The sequence below is a fragment of the Chroococcidiopsis sp. CCNUC1 genome (assembly GCF_023546805.1).
GTDB lineage: Bacteria > Cyanobacteriota > Cyanobacteriia > Cyanobacteriales > Chroococcidiopsidaceae > Chroococcidiopsis > Chroococcidiopsis thermalis.
The window spans coordinates 1,815,355-1,834,262 of record NZ_CP097480.1 but is presented as its reverse complement, the minus strand read 5'-3'; the positions used below and the strand labels follow the sequence as shown (position 1 = coordinate 1,834,262).

16 protein-coding genes are annotated in these 18,908 nt (G+C 44.9%); 12 read left to right on the top strand and 4 right to left on the bottom strand.

The features are described 5' to 3' along the window. Nucleotides 1-64: 64 nt before the first annotated feature. Nucleotides 65-1,477 carry a DnaJ domain-containing protein gene (locus M5J74_RS08565; RefSeq protein ID WP_250016297.1) on the top strand — a complete coding sequence of 471 codons (1,413 nt, stop codon included), beginning with the start codon at nucleotides 65-67 and terminating at the stop codon, nucleotides 1,475-1,477. A gap of 11 nt (nucleotides 1,478-1,488) precedes the next feature. Here M5J74_RS08565 and M5J74_RS08560 read toward each other — a convergent pair whose 3' ends face one another. Beyond that, the gene (locus M5J74_RS08560) at nucleotides 1,489-2,082 is read right to left on the bottom strand and encodes a transposase (protein WP_250016296.1); all 594 of its coding nucleotides are present in this window, start codon (nucleotides 2,080-2,082) and stop codon (nucleotides 1,489-1,491) included. Between the two features lie 93 nt (nucleotides 2,083-2,175). Further along, nucleotides 2,176-6,162: a magnesium chelatase subunit H gene (locus M5J74_RS08555; protein ID WP_250016295.1), complete on the bottom strand. Its 3,987-nt coding sequence runs from the start codon at nucleotides 6,160-6,162 to the stop codon at nucleotides 2,176-2,178. 456 nt (nucleotides 6,163-6,618) lie between these two features. On the opposite strand from M5J74_RS08555, the gene M5J74_RS08550 reads away from it, so the two are divergent. Next, a complete protein-coding gene (locus M5J74_RS08550; protein WP_250016294.1) occupies nucleotides 6,619-7,959 on the top strand; it encodes a lipid-A-disaccharide synthase in 1,341 nt (446 codons plus the stop codon). 82 nt (nucleotides 7,960-8,041) lie between these two features. Here the strand turns inward: M5J74_RS08550 and M5J74_RS08545 are convergent, their stop codons facing one another. Beyond that, entirely contained in the window at nucleotides 8,042-8,425 is a 384-nt protein-coding gene (locus tag M5J74_RS08545) for a hypothetical protein (protein WP_015153707.1), read from the bottom strand. Nucleotides 8,426-8,870: 445 nt separating this feature from the next. Here M5J74_RS08545 and M5J74_RS08540 point away from each other — a divergent pair, with 445 nt between their 5' ends. Then, nucleotides 8,871-9,515, top strand: coding sequence for a M23 family metallopeptidase (locus M5J74_RS08540; protein WP_015153706.1), 645 nt, complete (start codon nucleotides 8,871-8,873; stop codon nucleotides 9,513-9,515). Nucleotides 9,516-9,659: 144 nt separating this feature from the next. Continuing rightward, entirely contained in the window at nucleotides 9,660-9,983 is a 324-nt protein-coding gene (gene rpsF, locus M5J74_RS08535) for a 30S ribosomal protein S6 (RefSeq protein WP_015153705.1), read from the top strand. Between the two features lie 85 nt (nucleotides 9,984-10,068). On the opposite strand, the gene M5J74_RS08530 is transcribed toward rpsF, so the two are convergent. Further along, nucleotides 10,069-10,416 carry an STAS domain-containing protein gene (locus M5J74_RS08530; protein ID WP_106168538.1) on the bottom strand — a complete coding sequence of 116 codons (348 nt, stop codon included), beginning with the start codon at nucleotides 10,414-10,416 and terminating at the stop codon, nucleotides 10,069-10,071. Between the two features lie 685 nt (nucleotides 10,417-11,101). Between M5J74_RS08530 and M5J74_RS08525 the strand changes: the two genes are divergently transcribed. The 8 genes from M5J74_RS08525 (at nucleotide 11,102) to M5J74_RS08490 (ending at nucleotide 18,769) form a co-directional block, all read left to right on the top strand. Next, nucleotides 11,102-11,734 (top strand): DedA family protein, encoded by a 633-nt coding sequence (locus M5J74_RS08525; RefSeq protein ID WP_015153703.1) that lies wholly within the window; start codon nucleotides 11,102-11,104, stop codon nucleotides 11,732-11,734. Between the two features lie 107 nt (nucleotides 11,735-11,841). Then, complete coding sequence (locus tag M5J74_RS08520) at nucleotides 11,842-12,804, top strand: glycosyltransferase family 2 protein (protein WP_015153702.1); 963 nt, start codon at nucleotides 11,842-11,844, stop codon at nucleotides 12,802-12,804. A gap of 179 nt (nucleotides 12,805-12,983) precedes the next feature. After that, on the top strand, nucleotides 12,984-13,787 hold the full coding sequence (gene rpsB / locus M5J74_RS08515; protein ID WP_015153701.1) for a 30S ribosomal protein S2: 804 nt from the start codon (nucleotides 12,984-12,986) through the stop codon (nucleotides 13,785-13,787). 92 nt (nucleotides 13,788-13,879) lie between these two features. Continuing rightward, nucleotides 13,880-14,503, top strand: coding sequence for a translation elongation factor Ts (tsf, locus tag M5J74_RS08510; RefSeq protein WP_015153700.1), 624 nt, complete (start codon nucleotides 13,880-13,882; stop codon nucleotides 14,501-14,503). A gap of 206 nt (nucleotides 14,504-14,709) precedes the next feature. Further along, complete coding sequence (locus M5J74_RS08505) at nucleotides 14,710-15,615, top strand: hypothetical protein (protein WP_106217952.1); 906 nt, start codon at nucleotides 14,710-14,712, stop codon at nucleotides 15,613-15,615. Nucleotides 15,616-15,670: 55 nt separating this feature from the next. After that, nucleotides 15,671-18,244, top strand: a complete 2,574-nt coding sequence (recG, locus tag M5J74_RS08500) for an ATP-dependent DNA helicase RecG (protein WP_015153698.1) — start codon at nucleotides 15,671-15,673, stop codon at nucleotides 18,242-18,244. A gap of 132 nt (nucleotides 18,245-18,376) precedes the next feature. Beyond that, on the top strand, nucleotides 18,377-18,577 hold the full coding sequence (locus M5J74_RS08495) for a hypothetical protein (RefSeq protein ID WP_199755582.1): 201 nt from the start codon (nucleotides 18,377-18,379) through the stop codon (nucleotides 18,575-18,577). 27 nt (nucleotides 18,578-18,604) lie between these two features. After that, nucleotides 18,605-18,769 (top strand): DUF4351 domain-containing protein, encoded by a 165-nt coding sequence (locus tag M5J74_RS08490; protein ID WP_199755583.1) that lies wholly within the window; start codon nucleotides 18,605-18,607, stop codon nucleotides 18,767-18,769. Nucleotides 18,770-18,908 lie beyond the last annotated feature (139 nt).

Genomic DNA, 18,908 nt, shown 5'->3' with positions numbered 1-18,908 from the left:
AAGTCCTATTCCAGTATGAGCGATCGCCTCATGCTATTGACGCAAGAAAGTTATCGCCATTGAGATGAGTCAAGTCGAAACCTATTACCAAATACTAGGACTAAAACCTGGTGCAACTGCTGCTGAGGTGAAGCACGCCTATCGTACCTTGGCAAAAACTTGGCATCCCGATTTATTTCCCGATCGCTCCCAATTAAAGCAGCAAGCCGAAGAAGAAATCAAAAAAATTAACGAGGCGTACCAGCAACTCAAATGGCAACAGCCACACGCGAGTAGAGTAGCTACGGTTACAGGAACTTACTCAACCTACAAATCTTGCGCCGAGACTTATTTTAAGCGAGGAATGGAGAACGCGAGACGAGGTAGATATATTGTGGCGATCGAGGATTTTACGCAAGCGATTCGTCTCCAACCTAACTTTGCAGCTGCTTATAAATATCGCGGACTCGCCTGCGCCCGACTGGGATACAAACATCGGGCAGACTCTGATTTTAAAATTGCCCTAGAACTGGAACCAAAACCCAAAACACCTAAGCCATCGCCTACAGCATCGCCTCAGACTCGCTGGAAATGCGTCAACACCCTCATTGGACACACGAACTGGGTATTTGCCGTGGCGATTAGTCCAGGCGGACAAACTCTAGTCAGTGCTAGTGCGGATACAACAATTAAAATTTGGGATTTAGCGACAGGAAAATTATTAAAGACTCTGATCGGACATACAGCATGGGTACGATCTATTGCTATCAGTCCCGATGGCAAATGGTTAATTAGCGGTAGCGACGATCGCACGATTAAGATTTGGCGGCTAGATACGGGAGAATTACTACATACATTAATCGGACATTCCGATCCAGTTTGGTCGATTGCGATCGCGCCTGATGGGACAAAGTTGGCTAGTCATGGTAAAAATAAGACAATTCACTTTTGGGATTTAACCACAGGACAAAGATTAGATACTCGCGTCGGTCAAGCAAACTCAGCCTATTCTGTTGCTTTCAGTCCTAACAGTCAAACTTTAGCGATCGGCAGTTGTAATAAAACCATTGAGATTTGGCATTTAGGCATGGAACAACTGCTGCACGTCCTTAAAGGACATTCAAGTTGGGTGAATTCGATTTCCTACAGTCCTGACGGGCAGTTTTTGACCAGTGCTAGCTATGACAAGACGATTAAGTTATGGCGATTGGGTACGGCTAAACCTTTTTCTGCTGTGACGTGGCATCACAGTTATGTAGGATTTGTGGTATTCAGTCCCGACGGGCAGACTTTAGCGAGCCGAGGAGATAATACGATTAAGTTATGGTATCCCAGTACGGGAAAACAATTATGTTCGCTTCAGGGACATACCGATTGGGTGAATGGGGTTGCTTTCAATTCGCAAGGGAACGTACTAGCTAGTTGCAGTCGGGATATGACGATTAAAATTTGGCAGATAAATGTAGAGACGTTGCATACAACGTCTCTACATTTATAAATTAAACGTTTTTACATCCACAAATTTGAAGAATTATTTTTGTTTTTCTCCCATTTTGTAGGATTATTAACAATATATTCTCGAATTTTATCTAGAGAACCATCTGCACGAATGATGCGATCGTAGAATCTTGGTTGCCAAGTAAAGTTATCGTAACCATTTTTCCTACACCATTGAGTAACAGCAGATTTATAAGACCGCAAAATTGCACTCAAGGAGCCAGATTTTGGCGAAATCATTGACATTGTTGTAAAAAAATTGCAATCATCAAGATCGTTTGATATGTCTGTAGAGACGTTGCATGCAACGTCTCTACATGTTGTTTCAACAACATATGGTTTATCTATAATAATCCCATGTACGTGATTAGGCATCACAACATAAGCATCAATATATGTATGTTTAAAATGCTGAGGAATTTCTACCCAAAATTTCTCAGCTATTTGCCCGATCGCAGATAAATGTATCTGTGTATTGACTATATCGCCGAAAAAGCAGGTGCGATCGCCCGTACATATCGTGATGAAATATAGTCCATTTGCCGCATAATCTCGATTTGATAATCGTGTAGATTCAATGCAATATTTATTTTTGAATAAAGTCATATCGGTTTAGGCATATATGTAGAGACGTTGCACGCAACGTCTCTACACCCGATGCAACGTCTCTACACGGTTATAACCTAATGAACCTACGATCTATTCAATCCCTTCGATCCGGTCTTCTACCTCCTGATATAACTCGCGTAGCAGATCCAAATTGTTCTCATCAGTATCCCAATAACCGCGCCCATTTGCTTCTAATAAAGTAGAAACCATCTTGCGGAAGGAATGAGGATTTAAATTCAACAACCGCTGACGCATGGCTTCATCTTTAATGAACGTGTCGTTAGCATCTTCGTAGATCCAATTATCGACAGCACCCGCAGTCGCACTCCAACCCATTGTATTAACTAACCGCTTAGAAAGTTCCCGCACGCCTTCGTAACCATGAGACAACATTCCTTCATACCACTTGGGATTTAACAACTTGGTACGGGAATCTAAACGCACGGTTTCTGATAAAGTACGGACTTGAGCGTTAGCTGTAGTTGTATCTGCCATGTAGGAAGTAGGCATCTTACCATCATTCCGCAGACTTGCCACAACTTTTGTCGGATCTGAGTCGTAGTAGTGCGATACATCCGTTAAACTAATCTCGGAAGAATCGAGATTTTGGAATGTCACTTCAGCAGTTTTCAGGGTAGTTTCAAAAATCTGCCGCGACTGTTCCATCGTCCCTGGATTATCGGCACTGAAAGCAAAGGATTTGCGCTTGAGATACATTTCCTGTAACTCAGCTTCACTGTCCCAAGTGCTGTTCTCCACTGCCAAATTAATATTGGACGAGTAGGAACCGGAAGCATTAGAAAATACGCGGGTTGCAGCTTGGCGCAAGTTAATCCCCATATCCTCAGCTTGCTTTAAGGCGTGTTTGCGAACAAAATTCATTTCTACAGGTTCGTCCGCTTCCGCCGCCATTTTCACCGCTTGATCTAGCAGGTTCATTTGGTTGATGAACAAATCGCGGAAAACACCGGAACAGTTGATCACGACATCGATTCTGGGTCGTCCCAACTCTTCTAAAGGAATCAATTCCAACTTGTTCACCCGTCCTAAAGCATCGGGAACCGGACGCACGCCGACCATCCACATAATTTGCGCCAGGGATTCGCCATAAGTTTTGATATTATCGGTTCCCCAGAGGACGCAGGCGATGGTTTCAGGAAACTTTCCGCCATTTTCTGCCTTGTTGCGGTCTAACAAGCGGTCTACGACGATTTTTGCCGATCGCACCGCTGCCATTGTTGGGATTGCTTGCGGATCGAGGGCATGAATATTCTTGCCCGTAGGTAAAACATCGGGGTTGCGGATCGGGTCGCCACCAGGACCAGGTAAGATGTATTCGCCTTCTAATCCCCGTAACAAAGCCCCCAGTTCGTTATCCGCACAAACTTGTTGCAGGCAGAATTCTAAGTATTCAAACAGGGGTTTGAGGGCATTCGGATCGACTTTGGCGTAACCTGCTTGATGCAAAGCTTCTACCCAAGGTTCCTTTTTACCCATGTTGAAGAAATTGAGTTTGGAAACCAGGGAAACTCTTCCTTCTGCGTCGGTTTGTGCCTGTACCAAAGCGCTAACTGCGGCGCGGGAGGCAAGGGTGATGTCTTGTAATAATTGCACGTCTTCCAAGACACCGCGATCGCTATTGTGATAAATTTCGTCAATATCCCGCCCGACGCTATTGGCAATAATCCGAGGTAAACTCTGGATCTCTTCTTCAGCCCGATCCAACCCAGCAATATTAACCAAAGTTGCGATCGCTTCCTCTGCTGAAGGCGGCTTCCCAATAACGTGCAACCCGCAAGGCAACAACCGCGACTCAATTTCCATCAACTTGCGATACACCAAGCCAACAATATTATCTCGCTCCTCAGCAGTCATGTCTTTGGCATCTTGCTGGGGCAAGTTAATATCTTGGTCTAAATTTACCATCCGGCACTTATCCATGATGGTGTTGACAATAGGGATACCGCGACCGGAATCTTTTAAAGTTTGATAAGAACCGATTAGTTCGCTTAATTCCTTCAAACCCTTATACAATCCAGCATTTTCAGCTGGCGGTGTCAGGTAAGAAATCGTTTCGGCATAACTGCGGCGCTTAGCAATTGTGGCTTCACTGGGGTTATTTGCTGCGTAATAGTACAAGTTGGGAATCATGCCAATTAAATTATCTGGGTAGCAGTCACCCGACATCCCCATTTGCTTTCCTGGCATGAATTCCAAGGAACCGTGCGTCCCGAAGTGCAACACCGCATCAGCTTGCCAAATTTGCTCTAAATATGTGTAGTAAGCCGCAAAACCGTGATGGGGACTGGCAGAACGAGAGAACAACAACCGCATCGGGTCGCCTTCATAGCCGAATGTCGGCTGTACGCCAATAAAAACATTACCGAATTGCTTGCCGTATACCAAAAGGTTCTGCCCGTCGCTGTTGAGATGCCCTGGTGGTGGTCCCCAGTTTTCCTCTAATTTTTGCGAATAGGGAGTCAGTGCTTCGTATTCCGGTACGGACATCCGGTAAGCAACATTGAGTTCGGGGCTGCTGTACTGCGCTTGGGCATCGTGGATCACCTGTTCCATCAACTCTTTGGGCGACTCTGGCAAATCCTGCACGTCGTAGCCGTTATTTCGCAGGGCTTGCATCACCTCGTAAATGGAACCGAATACATCCAAGTAGGCGGCTGTCCCCACATTACCTTTATCAGGCGGGAAACTGAAAACGGTAATCGCCACTTTTTTGTCAAGTTTCGGCTTGCGGCGCAGGTTTGCCCATTTCATCGCACGTTGGGCAACGGCTTCAATTCGGTCTTGCAGGGCGATCGCTTTACCTGTCGCACCGTCTCGACCTGATAGTATAATCGGCTCGATCGCCCCATCCAATTCTGGAATGGCAATTTGTAGTGCTACTTGAATTGGGTGCAAGCCTAGATCGCTATCTTGCCACTCCTCCGTCGTCTGAAACACTAAAGGTAGGGCAACCATGTAAGGGCGGTTCAGCCGCTTCAGTGCTTCAATTGCTTTGGGATGATCCTGTCGTGCAGGTCCTCCTACCAAGGCAAAACCCGTTAGGGAGATCGCCGTATCTACGATCGGATTTTTACTAACTGGATCGTAGAAATAAGCATCGACGGGCTTGGAAAAGTCCAAACCACCCGCAAATACAGGAACCACTCGCGCCCCCATCGCTTCGAGTTCCTGCACGATTGCTACGTAATGGGCATCATCGCCCGTTACTAGGTGGGTGCGTTGCAGTACGAGTCCCACGCAAGGCGCAAGCGGGTCTTTTAGGTCGCTAGAGATATCTTGGCGGCTGTTGTGCCAGTTGAGGTATTCCTTGACATCCTCAAACATAGTAGTTGACAAAGGATGCCAAATACCCATGTCGGGATAAACTACGGGTTCCTGGTATTGTAGAGACGTTGCGTGCAACCTCTCTACACCATTCAACACGTATTTATCCGCCAACATCAGCAAGAAATTTTGCAGGTTTTCTGGCGACCCCCCCAACCAATACTGAAAACTCAACATGAAGTTACGCGCATCTTGGGCTTTGTCGATGGGCAAATACTTCAGTACCTTGGGCAAGGTTTGGAGTAGCTTCAGCATCCCGTCTTGGAAAGAAGCCCCAGATTTTTCTTTACGCTTGCGCATGAATTGGGCGATCGCGCTTTTGGATTGTCCCAACTGCGCCATCGAGAAGCTACCCATTTTATTGAGGCGCATCACCTCTGGCATTGAGGGGAAGACAACAGCCACATCCAAGCGATCGCGGTATGGTTCTACTGCCGCTACCACCTTTTGCGCCAAGTCTTCAATAAAAATCAGTGAGGCGATGAAGATGTCGGCACTTTGGATATCGCGCTTGAACTCCTCGTAGTTTTCAGGGTCTCGGAGTTCTTCGATCAGATAGCCGCTAATTTCGATCGCCAAATTCGGATTGCTTTGGTTAATTTGGCGTACCGCTTGCGATAAGGCGCTCTGATACTGGGACTCTAGCACGACATAGACCACCTTGATTAAAGCACGTTCTGCCAGGTTGTCGGGCGTAATGTGTCGGATGGTGGACTTGACGTGTGTGAACATTCGGTAAGGCTCCTTTGATGCGTGTTCTTCTGTCTGTAGGGATCTCTGGCAATGAACGTAGGACACCAGATACACACTTTCCTAATGTCCCACTTGTACCTCTACGCAGTAAGTTCGACGATCTCTACAGATTGTGAACTGGTCGCGTTACAGTCGAAAAACCGAACTGCGATCGGCGTAGAAAATACACGGCACATGAGTTTTTTTTATCAGAAAGTGCCTACCAAAAGTTAGATTCAGGCTGTAACTGACACAATTTGATAAAAATTTCGTAACTTTTCGTTACGTTTGTTAATTTTGCCTGAAGTGGCTAATCATTAGGATTTTGACTAATCTTTGCAAAAATTTAATAAATAAAATTTAAATTTATGCTGTTAAATTTTCGTTTTATGATAAGCATGAAAGTCTGAAAAATTAAAATCAAGGGTATGAAAAGGTACAAATGACCAATGACAAATGACAAATAACATCGATATATTGGTTTTGTCTAATGGTCCTGGGGAAGTCACAACCTGGGTGCGTCCCGTCGTGCAAGCTTTGCGCCAGAAACTAGCAGACGATCGCGATCGCGTCAGAATTTCGGTAGTGCTTTCTCCTTGTCCGAATGCTAGTGGCAAAGAAGCCGCGATCGCCCAATCTTACCCAGAAGTCGATAGAGTGCAAGCAGCGAAGCATTTCTGGCAATTTTTGCTCTGGGGCAAAACCGCAGACAACTGGGATTGGAGAACTCGCGGTGTTGTGGTGTTTTTAGGTGGAGATCAATTATTTTCAGTCATCATTGGCAAGCGTCTCGGTTATCGTACCGTAATTTATGCCGAGTGGGAGACGCGCTGGCATAGTTGGATCGATCGCTTTGCCGTCATGAAACCAGACTTAATCGATAGCGCTCCATCAAAACATACCCACAAGTTTACGGTAGTAGGGGATTTGATGGCAGAAGCCTCTGGAGGAGTGAGGAGTGAGGAGCGAGGAGTGAGGAGTGAGCAGGGGAGCAGGGGAGCAGGGGAAGCAGGAGAGAATAACTACCAACTACCAACTACCAACTACCAATTACCAATTACCCATGACCAATCCAAAATTGAATTAATTGGTTTATTACCAGGCTCTAAAGCTGCGAAACTGTCACAGGGAGTACCGTTGATGCTGGCGATCGCCGAATACATTCATACACAACGACCGCAGACCCGCTTTGTCATTCCCGTCGCACCTACTTTAGACGTGCAAACCTTGGCTGAGTTTGCCAACCGTGAAAAAAATCCAATTATTCCTTTAGTAGAAGGTTCCACAGCCGAACTGATTCCTCACCCCTCACCCCTACTAAAAACAGCTAGCGGCTTAGTAGTAGAATTGTGGACGCGATCGCCAGCTTACGATCTGTTATCTCAATGTTGTTTATGCTTGACAACCGTAGGCGCAAATACAGCCGAACTAGGCTCTCTAGGCGTGCCAATGATTGTTTTGTTACCAACTCAGCAACTAGACGCGATGCGGGCTTGGGATGGTATCCCTGGGCTACTCGTAAATTTACCTTTTATAGGAACGAGTATGGCAAAAGTAATAAACTGGTTAGTATTGCAGCGATTGGGCTTGCGATCGTGGCCCAACATCTGGGCAAAATCGGAAATTGTGCCAGAACTGGTTGGTAAACTCCAACCTCAGACTGTAGCAGAACTCGTACTCGACTATCTACAGCATCCTGAAAAACTAGAAGAAATGCGCTCCAAATTACGCAGCGTGCGCGGACAAACAGGAGCCGCCGCTAAAATTGCTCAAATTGTTTATGAAGAACTTAAGTAAACTAGGGGAATCGGGAGTCAGAAGTCTACAAGTCAGAAGTCAGAAGCTACCACTCACCTGGTCACTGGTCACTGGTCACTGGTCACTGTTCCCTACCATCTCGTCGTCCTAACTCGTAGACTCCGCAGCTAACGCAGGCAAGTATACCCATACTAATTGCCCAACTCCGACCTAAGCTCAGTTCGATGCCGTAATTACACAAACTGCCAAAAATCAAAAAAGGCACAATGCTGAATAACGAAGCGTAAAAAGCATTCTGAGATTCTCTCGCTATGCGGGTTTTTTCAAATTCTGCTCGATTTATGTAAAGCGATTGCTCGGCAAAATTAAACCAGCGTTGGAGTTGGTGTATTATCCAGTCGCCTATGCCTGAAAAAGCTAAATATAACGCCAGCGACCACAAACTAGCTCCAGCGATCGCAGTAGCATCTAAATTGAGAGTAAACGGCAACATTTCTGTCAGCATGAGGTAAGAGCGTCTGGCGATCGAGATTTAATTCATTAATTTAAAAATTCTAACGATAAATTTACACATTCGCGAGTGGTTCTGCACAGTTCGCCGATCGCTAACTCAGAGAAGATGCGTCCTTCCGTAGATTTACCCTTGCTATGGCAAGATAAATCGTGTTAAGTTTTTGCAGGATTTTCAGCAAATTGTGAAAAATCTGATTATTCACATTGTTAGCGAACCTAAATCTATAGCGAACTTAAATATAAATTTCAGATAGAGGCAACACCAGTTCGACCTCAACAGTCTACTAAAACTAATCAGTCAGTAATATTCGGAATTTTTTCTTCTCCGCTAGTCAGTTGGCAGTATTTTATTTAAGTTATATGAATCAAGTTGCGATCGCTCGAATTCTGCTAATGCCCGTGGTGTCAAACCAGTACCCAGATCTAGGAGTCAAAGCATGAAGCAATTTCAACTTCTGAGGTCTCAAAAACTGGGTTTTACTGTTTCCAAAAAAAGTTTGCTGCTGGTTGCACTCAGTCTTGCCAGCTTACCCCTACTAGCATGGCATCAAAAAAAGGTAACAGCAGAGGAAGTAGCACAAAACAAAATTGCCACTGGTAATCTTTGGCGCAAAGCATCCTTTCCAGTCGAAAATTTCCAATACTATAGTTCGCCTTTCGGTTACCGTCGCTCTCCTACTGGCGGTTCGGGCTTGGAATTTCACAGTGGTTTAGATTTAGTAGCACCTCAAGGTAGTTACGTCCGCAGTTGGTGGACTGGCACAATAGTCAAGGTTGCCGATCGCGATGCCTGCGGTACGCACGTTATTATTCGTTCTGGAGCTTGGGATCACATTTACTGTCACATGCAAGGACAGGTCGGCACTCAAGGCAAAAACCGCTACATGATCGATCGCGAAGGCGGAATTGTCCTTTGGGAAGGGCAAACAATACCCGCTGGAGCTAGAATCGGTCGTGTCGGTATGACAGGACGCACTACAGGACCTCACCTACATTGGGGTTTGAAATACGCTAACAATTACATCGACCCCGCTTTAGTCCTGCGGGTCATGTACGCTCAGCAAAAAGATGGGCAGTCTTAATAGTCATTTGCTAGCATCTGCCGACCAATTACCAATTACCAATTACCAATTACCACTCATCAACTGATATAATGATGAATCCTTGCTGCTCGTCAAAAAACGGAGAGCAGCCTTTTTGTCCAAAAGGAGATTACTGAGCGTACCATGCCATCAGCCTACGAAACAATGTACATTTTGCGTCCCGACCTGGGAGAGGAACAGATCGAACAGGCGATCGCTAAATATGAAAACTTCCTCAAAGACCAGGGAGCTACTAACCTACAAATTCAGCTGCGCGGTAAGCGCCGTCTTGCCTACGAGATTGGCAGACAGCGCGAAGGCGTTTACGTTCAAATGAACTATGAAGCACCAGGGACAGCTATAGCTCCGATGGAAAGGGCAATGCGCTTGAGCGAAGAAGTCATTCGCTACCTGACGCTTAAGTCAGAAGAACCAACAGCCACTCCTGAAGCCGCAGCAGTGGAATAAAGCTATCGTAAAATTAAAACAAGAAGGGTGGGCAATGCCCACCCTTTTTCATTTTTCAAAACTCTCAATTTCAGGCGATCGCCAACTAACGCATTAGAGCAGGTGAATTAACAGTTGTTAGCACCTCATCATAGCTATCAAAAATTTCAAATACAGAATCCAGTTGTGTTAGTTCTAATACTAGCCTTACGGAAGCTTGCACATTACATAGGACTAGACGGCAACCGATTTGTCTTGCAGATTTCAACCCACTAACCAAGGAAACTAAGCCAGCACTATCCATGAAATCAACTTGGGCTAGATCGATCACCCAGAGAGCTTGCTTTTGAGGCAATAGCCTAGCCAATTGAGTTTCTAAGGCACTACCACCATTTTCGTCTAGGCGTTCTGGTGGCTGAAGCAAAATTAGTTGAAATTCTTGTGTACTCATCATTATTGCCGATTTATCAGTGCATACAATAGGGTTTTAGACAAGCCAGTTATTGTGAATTTATATATAAACCCGAATCAACTGGCACAAATTGTCGATTGTCTGAAGCTTCTCCATTCAAGAGATTTTGAAATTTAGTTACTCAAAAAGCAGTGGGAATTTCAAGCTATAAAAATTTGTCCTTAAGTTTAATGAATTCACAAATATTTAAATAAAAAATGACTGAATTAATCGCTTTTATTTACGTAAACTTGACTCCTATTTTAGGCTAACGATTTTTAGTACATATATCCAACCGTAAAATCACTGCTGTTTCTGTTGTAGTTCATAGAGTTAATTCAATCGATCTCAGTAGATTCACGCGCGGATACTGCTGCCTCAATCGCTACATTTTAGGTTTAATACCAAAACAATTAGGAAAGTATTCGAGCGGCTGCTTCAGATGAATCGATTTAAGCATGGAAACCCTCAAGTGTCAGTAAAATCAACAGTTTTTACCGAATCTTTATTACAAATCTGGATTTTTATAAAGATTACGTAAAGCAAGCAATGTAATATTTATTGATTTTCAGTAGTTTTTCGTAATATTCGACCGGTGCGAGGATAAACGGCAGCATAACTTGGATTGACACATTTTCCAGGCTCGCGCCAAGATGGAAGAAAAGTAAAACTTTGTAAAGGCGGCTGGATGTCACTAGAGTTTTTATCGTTGGAAAGAATTCAGGAAATTGCCCACCAGTACGGCTATTGGGCAGTTTTTCTCGGAATTTTATTAGAAAACCTCGGTATTCCCGTCCCAGGTGAAACCGTAACCATAGTAGGAGGGTTTCTTGCAGGTAGTGACGAGTTAAATTACTGGCTCGTTTTAGGTGATGCGATCGCGGGAGCTGCTATTGGTGGAACTTGCGGCTATTTAATCGGCAGAAAATTCGGTTGGTCGTTCATGTTGCAAGTCGGTCGAATTTTCCGCATCTCAGAAGACCGACTCCTAGAAATGAAAGAACAGTTTAGTAACAACGCCACCAAAGCCGTATTTTTTGGCAGATTTATTGCTTTATTACGTATTTTTGCTGGTCCACTGGCTGGTGTTGCCCAAATGCCCTACGCCAAATTCTTTATTTATAACTTAGCGGGGGCTGCTGCTTGGGCATCAGTCATGGTGACGCTGGCTTTCTTCGTCGGTAAAATTGTTTCTCTAGAAGAATTAGTTGCTCTCACAGCTAAGTTTGGCATCGTAGCACTAGCGATCGCTTTCGCTGTCATTTTTGTTCCCCTGTGGCTGGAAGCACGTAAAGCGGGAGTCGGAACCAGTGACCAGTGACCAGTGACCAAGTTGTCAGCGACCAACTACAAGCACCAAGCACCGCATCGCATCACGCACCACTCAACTACCAACTACCGACTACCAATTACCAATTACCCTTATAGATGGTATTAAGGGGAAAAACCGTGTTTTTCAGTATTGTCATTCCTACATACAATCGCCTGCCAATTTTGGCGAAGTGCTTGCGATCGCTAGAACGCCAAAACCATGACGATGTAGCTATAGAAGGCTATGAGGTAGTTTTAGTCGATGATGGCTCTACAGATGGCACTTTGGCATGGCTAGAGGCAAATGCAGCTGAATTTCCCCACGTGCGATCGCTTCTACAAGACCACCAGGGACCAGCTGCGGCTCGCAATCTGGGAGTAGAACGGGCAAAAGGCGATACGATCGTGTTCATCGATAGCGATTTGGTCGTGACTGAGAATTTCTTGCAGGCGCACGCTCAAGGGTTGCAGCAGGGACGAGAAATGTATGGCAGCGATCGCATTTTCACCTATGGCAGAGTAATTAATACATGTAATTTTGACAATCCTACAGCCGAGCCTTATAAAATTACCGATTTTTCTGCGGCTTATTTTGCCACGGGAAATGTAGCTATTCCTCGTCATTGGCTAGAAAAAGCTGGGTTATTCGACACGCGCTTTCAACTCTACGGTTGGGAAGATTTGGAATTAGGCGTGCGGTTGAAACAGTTGGGATTAAATTTAGTGAAATGCCCCGATGCAGTCGGCTATCACTGGCATCCAGCCTTTAATTTAGAGCAAATTCCTAATTTAATTGACAAAGAAATTCAACGCGGTCGGATGGGAGTTTTGTTCTACCAAAAGCACCCAACATGGGAAGTGCGGATGATGATCCAAATGACTTGGATACACCGCTTGCTATGGGGGATTCTTTCCCTCGGCGGACAACTCAACGAGCGTACCCTAGCCCCAGTTTTAAGGTGGTTGATTAACCAAGGTAAGCCTCAGTTAGCCGAACAAGTCGCCCGCATTTTTCTCAATTGGTACAACGTCCAAGGAGTTTACGAAGAGTACGCTTTGATGAAACCTAGAACCGAGTAGAGACGTTCTGTTATGGGAGAGAAACCCGTATAGACTTTTCGTAAGTGCCGAAACGTTTTAGTTTGAAACCATATTATACTAGAAAAGTTGTCTACAAATCGCACATCCAGTGTTTTCGGGTGTTTCCTGGGAGACGCAGCTGGGTGGAGGATTAACCCGAATCAGGAGTTAAAGAAGATATGCCAGTCGTTTCATTGGCTCAAATGATGGAGTCTGGGGTTCACTTTGGGCATCAAACCCGCAGGTGGAATCCGAAAATGTCGCAGTACATCTACACTGCTCGTAATGGCGTTCATATCATTGACTTGGTGCAGACAGCTCAGTTAATGGATGAAGCTTACAATTACGTCAGACAATCTGCCGAGCAAGGGAAAAAGTTTCTCTTCGTTGGTACGAAGCGTCAAGCAGCAGGGATTGTAGCTCAAGAAGCCTTGCGTTGTGGCGCTAGCTATGTCAACCAGCGATGGTTAGGCGGAATGCTGACTAACTGGACGACGATTAAAACTCGCGCCGAACGATTGAAAGAGTTAGAACGTCGCGAGGAAAGCGGAGCGCTGGATTTACTACCCAAGAAAGAAGCATCGGTACTGCGCCGAGAGCTAGCTAAACTTCAAAAATACCTGGGTGGAATCAAGAACATGCGGAAGGTTCCTGATGTGGTCATAATTGTAGACCAGCGGCGAGAATACAACGCAGTATTAGAATGCCAGAAGCTAGGCATTGAAATTGTATCTATGTTGGATACAAACTGCGATCCCGATCTCGTTGACGTTCCCATTCCTGCTAACGATGATGCCATCCGTTCGATCAAATTGATTGTAGGCAAATTAGCTGACGCAATTTACGAAGGACGACACGGACAATTGGATGCGGAAGAGGATTACGAAGATTACGAGGGTGCAGAAGAAGATTTCGATTATGATGAAAGCGAAAGTGAATACACTGATGCGGTGATTCCTAACGAAGAAGAGGAAGAAGGATAGGTTAATGGTTAATGGTTAATGGTTGATAGTGACAAACAATTAACCGTTGACTAACAAACAATTAACAAATAACAAATAGGAATTGAGGGAAGATGGCGGAAATATCTGCAAAGGCTGTTAAAGAGCTACGCGAGAGAACAAACGCTGGCATGATGGATTGCAAAAAAGCACTCCAAGAGACCGATGGCGATATGGAAAAAGCCATTGAATGGCTGCGGCAGAAAGGACTTGCCTCTGCTGGAAAGAAAGCTGGACGTGTAGCAGCAGAAGGACTAGTAGATAGTTACATCCATACTGGCGGGCGAATTGGCGTGCTAGTGGAAGTGAACTGCGAAACTGACTTCGTAGCGCGCAACCAAGCATTTAGTGAATTAGTGCGAAATATTGCCATGCAAATCGCTGCTTGTCCTAACGTAGAGTACGTTAGAGTCAGCGATATTCCCCCTGAAGTTGTCGCAAAGGAAAAGGCAATTGAAATGGGGAAAGACGATCTAGCAGGAAAACCAGAGAACATTCGCGAAAAGATCGTTGTTGGGCGCATTGACAAGCGCTTGAAAGAGATGTCCTTAGTGGATCAAGCGTATATCAAGGATCAAAACAAATCAGTAGAAGATTTGGTTAAAGAAGCGATCGCCCAGTTAGGCGAAAATATCCAAATCCGTCGCTTCTCCCGCTACGTCTTAGGTGAAGGCATCGAAAAGTCATCCGAAGAATAGAGCCAAATCATCGAGCTATTGATTAGCTCCCTTCAATTTACCAGACGGGTTAAAATGGTGCGACGCACCCACCCGTCCTTTTTTTTAGGGAGCAGGGAATAGGGAGACAAGGGAGAGTCGCGGAGAAAAAACACTACACCCCACACCCGCATCGATCGCACCACGTACCGTTGATAACTGATAACTGATAACTGATAACTGAAAAGATGGCAAGAGCAATCGAACAAATTGAGCGAGACATGCAAGCTTTGGAAAAGTCGGCAAATAAGTTATTTGCCGAACTCAACAGCGCCTACACGAGTTATTGTCAAGCTTTAGGACAAGCTACACGCCAGCAGCTGATCTTAGCAAGTTATCAAGTCTGCACTCAGGCGTATCCCAAGCAATTTTTGAGTCTGTCGATGAATCAAAGACAGCAATTGCAGCGATCGCTTCGTCAGTTAGGGCAAACAGCAGCCGAACGATTGCTAGAACTGTTGAACAACCCAATGGAAATGGCGCGGGAGTTAGCATATAGTATTCAGCTAGATAGAGAAAGTGCGATCGCTGAAATAGAACAGGACTCGATCGAGGAACAGGAACAGATAATTCCGAATTCCGAATTCCGTTCTCGCAGTGTAGCGTCAGCGTCTATTCCGAATTCTGAGTCTCCTGCTACGCCTTCTAACCCTTTAGAACTAGTACAATGGCAGCAAATTTTAGAACGAGAGATCGCCCAAGTCCTCAAAACCTTATCCTTGGATGCGAATCAATTACTGCAAAAATCTGGCATTCTACCTCAAAAACTACCTGCTCCTTTACTAGAAGCTGCTACCGCAGTCTCGGAAGCTACGGGCGAAATGACAGCAGGACCACCCAATGTCATGAATTTATTAATTGAAACTGAAAATCCGCAGGATTTGCAAGAAGGTGGCGTGACGCAGTTAATTGCAATTCAGTTGCGGTTGTCAGAAGTTGAGTTTGCAGATACCAATGTCAGGACTGCACGCAACCAAGTACGGCAACTAGAATCAAATTTAGTTTCTTTAGGGCGAGAATATCAGAAGAGGCAGCGGGAGCGAACGATCGCTGAAGCAGAAGCTGCATGGCGTGCGAGTTGGTTTGATGAATAGTAAGCGATCGGTTAACAACCTTCACTAGATACAAATGACCAACGACAAATGACCAATGACTAATGACGATATAGACTGGTTGCGATTGCAGAAAGCCTTAGCTGTGGAGGCAGAGAAAGGCTTTGTAGACTTGGTAGGGAAACAATACCGCTTCAGCGAGTTTCTCTGTTTGAGTTTTGGCAAACCTCCTGTCACTTTATCTGTAGAAGAAAGACGTAGATGGCAGGAAATGGCAATGCAATTTGCCGAATACCATCAGATGACGCAGGAAGAGAGACAAAGCGTAGTTGCAGCAGCACGTAGATGCTTGCACCTTTCTCAGCAAGTATCAGAACAGCAGCATTTCTATGAGTTAGGTGACGAATTAAGTCAAAAGTCCAAAGTTAAAAGTCAAAACATGACTCCCGACTCCCGTACGGGCGGGTTTGGAAGCCCGCCCCTACCGACTCCCGACTCCCCCGTCGTCCAACCTAAAACCTCAACCCTAATTTCTACTAAATCTTCAGAGATAAATCAACGTCTTGCACCCAGTTTAGAGCAGCCCTTGACTAGGTTGCCGGAGATTGGTGCGAGAAGAGGTGAGATTTTAGCCAAGTTGGGACTGTATACCGTCAGAGATGTCTTACTCTACTATCCCCGCGATCATATTAACTACGCACGACAGGTTAAGATTTGCAATTTAGAGGCGGGAGAAACAGCAACGCTAGTAGGAACGGTAAAAAAGTGCCAGTGTTTTACCAGTCCCCGTAATGCTAAATTATCCATTCTGGAAATTGTCCTGAAAGATAATACGGGTCAAATTCGCCTCAACTACTTTTTCGCTGGCGGACGTTATTCTCATCGCGGTTGGCAAGAACAACAAAAGCGCAAATATCCACCTGGCGCAGTCATCGCAGCGTCGGGATTGGTGAAAGAGAGTAAATACGGTCTGACGCTGGACAAACCAGCTCTGGAGGTGCTGGCACACCCAGGAGATACAATTGATTCATTAACTGTGGGTCGAGTTGTACCAATTTACCCCTTGACGGAAGGTGTCGGGGCAGATATGGTGCGCAAGGCTGTCACTACCGCACTTCCATCCCTAGTTCATCTCAAAGATCCGCTACCAAAAGCTTTACGCGATTATTACGGATTTGTTGAGGTAAGGGAAGCGATCGCTAATATCCATTTTCCAGCTGATACTGACGCTTTAGAACTTGCCCGTCGTCGGCTGGTATTTGACGAGTTTTTCTATTTACAACTAGGTTTGCTGCAACGCCAATATAAAGCACGGCAAATTGCTAATAGTGCCGTTCTCTCGCCAAGCGGTCAATTGGTGGAAAAGTTTTATCAACTTTTACCTTTTAAACTCACTGGTGCGCAGCAAAGGGTGATTAATGACATTCTCAATGACTTAAAAAAATCCGTACCGATGAATCGCCTGGTTCAGGGAGACGTGGGTTCGGGGAAAACGGTTGTTGCAGTGGTAGCAATTCTCGCCGCGATTCAATCAGGCTACCAGGGGGCGTTGATGGCTCCCACAGAGGTATTAGCAGAACAGCATTATCGCAAGTTAGTTGGTTGGTTTAATTTACTGCATTTACCTGTAGAATTGCTAACGGGTTCGACTCCAGCGGCGAAACGAAGGCAAATTCACGCCCAATTAGAAACAGGAGAGTTACCCCTATTAGTGGGGACTCATGCCTTAATTCAAGATAAAGTCATTTTTCAACGTTTAGGATTAGTCGTAATTGACGAACAACACCGATTTGGTGTCGGACAACGGGCGCGTTTGCAACAAAAGGGCGAGTCTCCCCACGTTTTGACGATGACAGCTACGCCAATTCCCCGCACGCTAGCCTTAACTTTACACGGGGATTTGGATGTGAGCCAAATTGATGAATTGCCCCCAGGTAGACAGAAGATTCATACAACAGTTTTATCTAGTAAAGAGCGATCGCACGCTTATGAATTAATTCTGCGTGAAGTTGCTCAAGGCAGACAAGCTTACATTGTCTTGCCCTTGGTGGAAGAATCGGAAAAGCTGGACTTAAAAGCAGCAGTCGATGAATATCAAAAGTTGCAAGAAAGCATTTTTCCCCAGTTTCAAGTCGGATTGCTCCACGGTCGCATGTCGTCAGCCGATAAAGACGAGGCGATTAATTTATTTCGCGACAACCAAACGCAAATTCTCGTCTCTACAACTGTAATTGAAGTTGGTGTAGACGTTCCCAACGCTACGGTAATGCTAATTGAAAATGCCGAGCGATTTGGTTTATCTCAATTGCACCAGTTGCGGGGACGTGTCGGACGTGGTGCGGCGCAATCTTTTTGTCTGTTAATGGGTAATCCTAAGAATGAAACTGCCCGTCAGCGCTTAAAAGTATTAGAAGAATCTCAAGATGGATTTTTTATTGCTGAAGCAGATATGAAATTTCGCGGTCCTGGGGAAGTTTTAGGAATGCGTCAAGCTGGACTACCAGATTTTACTTTGGCAAGTTTAATCGACGACCAGGCTGTTTTAGAAATTGCGCGAGAAGCCGCTGAGAAGGTGATGGAGAAAGATCCAACTTTGCAACGTTGGACTTTAATGCAAGCAGAATTAACTTATAGATATCAAAAGTTGATGGGTGGGACGATTTTAACTTAAGTTAGGGTCTATAAAATCTTAGTAAGTAATATCCTTCCAATGCTGGCAATCAGTAAATCGTTCCAAGTGTTCGAGATTTTCCGTAGCTACGACAACTCTACGACCTGGAAACTGCTCCTGTATCATGTACCATTGAATACATTCGTAAGAGCTTTGGCAACTTTGCGGTTAGATCCGACAAGAATGCAATTAATTTCTGGATTTATTGATACCTATTTAAAATTGAATACAGCCGAAGAAGAACTTTTTCGCACTAACATAAATCAAATTGCACCAGAGGAACAGGAGGTTGTGATGCAAATAGTAACGAGCTGGATGGAACAAGGACTGTAACAAGGAAGACAGGAAGAAGCTCTCACGTTGATTCTACGTCAGCTACCGCGCCGAGTTGGAGCCGTTGAGCCTGAATTACAAGAGCGTATTTGCCAGTTATCCTTAACTCAGTTAGAGAATTTGGCTGAAGCTCTATTGGAGTTTTCTAATCCAGAAGATTTAGTCAACTGGTTGAACAATTCAGCAAACTAAGAATTTAGACATATTCTCGCCTACTACTACACAATTGATGTTTTTTTCGATTTTTACTAGTTGCAGTAGGTTATACAACAAGTCTTCGCAAAAATTGTTAGATTAGTCAATACTAAGAGTTTGCGTAATTCAATTTTAT